A 2,732-nucleotide genomic window follows, 5' to 3' on the forward strand; every position below is an offset into this window, starting at 1 on the left:
GTGCTGGTCTGCCTGGTGGTCGGTCTGCACTTCTTCCCACTCGCGCCGCTACTGCGCGACCCGCTGCTTCGCCCGCTCGGTGGGGCGCTGTGCCTGGTGGCGGCGGCCGGGCTCGGCATCGCCCTCGCCTCGGCGGTCTCCGCCGGTCTGGTGGTCGGCGTCGGCGCGGGAGTGCTGCTGCTCGGTTACGCCGTGCAGGCGCTGGTCCGCGCGTACCGACCGGCCTGACCGGTGGCGGCCGTCGAGGTCGACCCGTTCGGATCGTTGGCAGCTCAGCAGCAACCGTTGCCGCGTGTCGTGCTGCTCAGCTGCCAACGATCGCCGCTCAGCGGGCTCTGGCCCAGGTGAGGAACCGGTCGCACAGTTGGTCGTGGTCGACCTGGCCGGCGAGGTCACCGGCCGCCTCGTGGTGCACAGTGGCGAGGTAGATGAGCAGGCTGATCCGGTCCTCGCGGTACTCGCCGAGCAGCGCCAGACGGGCCGGCGAGCAGGGCCACGCCGCACCGCAGACCCGGCAGCGCCAGGACGGCCGGGCCGCCACGTGCGGGCGGTACCGGGGCATCAGTGCCCGCCACCGTCATGAGTCGACCGGGTCAGTGGCACGAGGGAACCTCCGTCGGGTGGGTGGGAGCGCCCCGGATCGGGGGGTCACAGGGCGCTCCCGGCCTGGTTCCGCCCGCCGTCCGATCCCGTGAGCGGTTCCGCTGCGTGACAGTCTGCTGAGGATCCGACTACGGTGGGAGGTTCCGCACGCCGACGACCAGCGCGTACGGCGGCCGGCCCGGCACGGTACGAGGATGTACGGGGGTTGTCCGTGGAGAGTTCGTCCATGCTGGAGCACTTCGCCGAGGAACTGCGGCTGGCCCGGGCCGCCAGTGGCATGTCGCAGACGGCGCTGGCCGAGGCGCTGAGCTACTCCGGCGCGCTGGTCGCCAAGGTGGAGACGTCCGAGCGGCGGCCGAGTCTCGACTTCGCCCGCCGGTGTGACGCCGTGTTCTCAGCTGACGGTCGGTTCGAACGCATCCAGCGGCGGATCAGCCGCGAGGCCGTGGTGCCGTGGTTCCGCGACTGGGCCGCCATCGAGCAGGAGACAACCGCACTGCGCTCGTTCGAGCCGCTGTGTGTGCCAGGTCTGTTGCAGACCCAGGGGTACGCCCGCGCCCTACTGACCGGCGGCGGGTTGTTCGCGCCGGACGAGGTCGAGCAGCAGGTGGCGACCCGGCTGGACCGTCAGGGACTGCTCACCCGCGACCGGCCCCCACTGCTCACAGCCGTGATCGATGAGCACGTGCTGCGCCGCTCGGTTGGTGGGCCGGCAGTGATGGTCGAGCAAATTCAGCACCTCGTGAAGCTTGGTTCGGCGTTTCCCAGGGTCCGAATTCAGGTGGTGCCAACCGCTGCCGGTGCTTACGTTGGGCTCGGGGGCCCCTTTGTGATCGCTACCTCGACGCAGGGGGAGGACCTCGTTTACCTCGCCGGACAGCGCCATGGGCAGGTGATCGACCGAGTCGAGTACATCCGGCAGATGGTCGAGGTGTGGGAGTCGATCCGCGGTGAGGCACTATCGCACAGGCAGTCCCTCGATCTGATGGCGGAAGTAGCGGAGACATGGATTTGACCGGCGCCCGGTGGCGCAAGACCGTCCGTAGCGGCCCGGATGGCGGCAACTGTGTGGAGGTTGCCGACAACATTCCTGGTGTGGTCGCCGTTCGCGACTCCAAGGACCCGGGCGGCCCGGTGCTCGTCTTCACGCCTGGCGCGTGGCGGGCGTTCGTCGGGTCCGACCCCGTCGGCCGGTAGGTGGCGGTCGTCGCTCCGATCGGTTCCGCGGCCGAACTCGGGTGGACGCTGGCCGGGGGGAGTTCCCGATGCCGGTCGACGCCGTCGGCACCGACCCGTCTCGGGTGCGGGTCGCCCCGCTGATCGACTCGACTTTCAGAAAGTCGGGCCGACTCGCGGCCGTTGACACCCCGACTTCTTGAAACCCGAGTTGATCAACGAGCGGGCCTCGGGTGGCGCGCGGCGAAACCCGGGCGACACGTCGGCGGACCCGTCGTAGGGTGACCGGCGGTCTGTCGTACCCCAGGGGTAGACAGGTCGTGGTGGACGACGCGGTGGGCGGGGTGATCGGGTGAGTGTGGCGGGATCGGCGCGGTTCCCCTGGGTGCCGGCGTACGCGGTGTTCGAGCACTATCTGGTGGGTCTGCGACGCACCTGGCGGGCCGGGGTGTTCTCCTCGTTCCTGCTGCCGGTGCTGACCGTGCTCGGCTTCGGGCTGGGCGTCGGCGCCTACATCGACCAGGGCGTCGGCGGGGTGCGTTACCTCGACTGGCTGGTCCCCGGGCTGATCGCCTCGACCGCGCTCCAGGTGACCGTCGGCGACTCCACCTGGCCGGTGTTCAGCAACTTCCAGTGGGTCAAGACCTACTTCGCGCAGGGCGCTTCGCCGCTGCGGGTGGGTGACATCGTGGCCGGGCACCTGGCTTTCGTGCTGTTCCGGGTGCTCACCACCATCGCGGCGTTCCTGCTGGTCACCGGGGTGTTCGGGGCGTTGCGCTCGCCGTGGGCGGTGGCCACCCTGCCGGTGGTGGCGTTGCTCGGGCTGGCCGTCGCCGCGCCGACCTTCGCGTACGCCGCGTCGGTGTCGAGCGACAACTGGCTGGCGATGCTGTTCCGGTTCGCGGTCATTCCGATGACGCTCTTCGCCGGGGTGTTCTTCCCGGTCGAGTCGT

The 2,732-nt window shown here is 70.2% G+C and carries 4 protein-coding genes and 1 pseudogene; 4 read left to right on the forward strand and 1 reads right to left on the reverse strand.

Annotated elements, in window-relative coordinates:
- A pseudogene (locus KBX53_RS28720) lies at positions 1-228 on the forward strand (hypothetical protein); the annotation flags it as partial.
- Between the two features lie 97 nt (positions 229-325).
- Here the strand turns inward: KBX53_RS28720 and KBX53_RS28725 are convergent.
- Entirely contained in the window at positions 326-562 is a 237-nt protein-coding gene (locus KBX53_RS28725) for a flavin reductase (RefSeq protein WP_210862706.1), read from the reverse strand.
- A 267-nt stretch (positions 563-829) separates the two neighbouring features.
- Here KBX53_RS28725 and KBX53_RS28730 point away from each other — a divergent pair, with 267 nt between their 5' ends.
- The 3 genes from KBX53_RS28730 to KBX53_RS28740 form a co-directional block, all read left to right on the forward strand.
- Entirely contained in the window at positions 830-1,618 is a 789-nt protein-coding gene (locus KBX53_RS28730; protein WP_030330416.1) for a helix-turn-helix transcriptional regulator, read from the forward strand.
- Positions 1,609-1,800, forward strand: a complete 192-nt coding sequence (locus KBX53_RS28735) for a DUF397 domain-containing protein (RefSeq protein ID WP_030330415.1) — start codon at positions 1,609-1,611, stop codon at positions 1,798-1,800. The genes KBX53_RS28730 and KBX53_RS28735 overlap by 10 nt, the downstream gene beginning before the upstream one ends.
- 331 nt (positions 1,801-2,131) lie before the next feature.
- Positions 2,132-2,732 (forward strand): ABC transporter (locus KBX53_RS28740; protein WP_210862708.1); only part of this gene is annotated, 601 nt, incomplete at its 3' end.

The sequence above is a fragment of the Micromonospora sp. M51 genome (assembly GCF_018070305.1).
GTDB classification, from domain to species: domain Bacteria; phylum Actinomycetota; class Actinomycetes; order Mycobacteriales; family Micromonosporaceae; genus Micromonospora; species Micromonospora parva.